Annotated in this window: 2 protein-coding genes; both read right to left on the bottom strand. The window is 70.9% G+C overall.

The features are described 5' to 3' along the window. Window positions 1-81: 81 nt before the first annotated feature. Window positions 82-453: a hypothetical protein gene (locus ACFC51_RS34325; RefSeq protein ID WP_376370631.1), complete on the bottom strand. Its 372-nt coding sequence runs from the start codon at window positions 451-453 to the stop codon at window positions 82-84. 3 nt (window positions 454-456) lie between these two features. Beyond that, window positions 457-909: a YbaB/EbfC family nucleoid-associated protein gene (locus ACFC51_RS34320; RefSeq protein WP_376370633.1), complete on the bottom strand. Its 453-nt coding sequence runs from the start codon at window positions 907-909 to the stop codon at window positions 457-459. Between the last annotated feature and the right edge of the window lie 165 nt (window positions 910-1074).

The following is a 1074-nucleotide window of genomic DNA, read 5'->3' as shown; positions in this document are numbered from 1 at the left end:
CGAGGCCCGCCCCTGAGCCCGCGCGGGCACGACGGAGCGGCCGCTCCCGGTGTGGCGCGGGAGCGGCCTGCGGTGCGGGGTTCAGCGGCGGCCATGCCCGCCCGAGCCGCTGCCGAGCCCGTCGGTCTCGATGCGGCTGTTGCCCTTCTCGACCTGCTCGATGTTGTGGTCGCGGGTGTCCTTCATCATCCGGACCTGGCTGACCGTGGCGTCGGTGATGCCCACCAGCGCGTCACGTATGGACAGCATGGTGTCCTTGGTGGTCTGCCGCTCCTTCTGCTCCTGCGGCTTGGCCTTCTCCGCGAACTCGCCTTCCGAACCGGGCCAGTTCACCGTGGGCGCAAGGTCGTCGAGGAACTCCTCGGTCATGCTCCTGGTGAGGGCGCCGATCTCCTCCAGCTGCCCCGCCAGCGCCTCGATGCGCTGCGGATCGACGTAGTACCGCTCGCCCATCCCTCAGTCCCCTCCCTCTTCGCCGAGTGCGTCACGCCAGGCGGGGGCCGCCCGGCCGCCGCGCGCCGCGTCCTCGTCCTCGCGCAGCACCTCGGGGCCGAAGATGCGCTCCCAGTCCAGCTCGAAGCCCTTCAGCTCCGGCACGTCGCTGCTGGGCTCGGCGAAGGGTGCCATCGCCTTCATGACGTGCCGGTTCATCTTGAGGCGCGCCGCGCTCGCCGCTTCCAGGACGCTGGCGGCCAGCTCCTGCGGGGACATGTCGCGGTACTTGTTCTCCAGGAACTCGATCCCGGCCAGCTCGCCCTGAGGGCCGGCGGTGGCCCGGACCGCGCGGTCGGAGGAGAGCGACGAGAACGACGCCGACCGCAGTTCGCGCTCCGTGCGCGCCACCGCTTCCTGGGCGGACTGCAGTTCGGCCATGGCCTTCTCCAGGCGCTTCTCCAGCGGCTCCGTCATGCCCGCTCCCCTCCCTCTCCGCAGGTCTCTCCGTACGCCCGGTCGGTGCGGACGGTTCTGAACAGTGCGTCAACTTCTCTGTTGATCTTGCCTGGTGGGCGTCGGAGGCAGGAAGCCGGGGGTGGGTGGGACGCGTTTCCCCGGGATGGTCCGCCCGACACGGCG

The sequence above is a fragment of the Streptomyces sp. NPDC055962 genome (assembly GCF_042270185.1).
Classification (GTDB): Bacteria; Actinomycetota; Actinomycetes; order Streptomycetales; family Streptomycetaceae; genus Streptomyces.
This window is presented reverse-complemented; position numbering and strand designations above follow the sequence as displayed.

Bases quoted from the DNA above. Each gene is read 5' to 3' on its own strand.
- ACFC51_RS34320 (WP_376370633.1), bottom strand. From the start codon at position 909: ATGACGGAGCCGCTGGAGAAGCGCCTGGAGAAGGCCATGGCCGAACTG.
- ACFC51_RS34325 (WP_376370631.1), bottom strand. From the start codon at position 453: ATGGGCGAGCGGTACTACGTCGATCCGCAGCGCATCGAGGCGCTGGCG.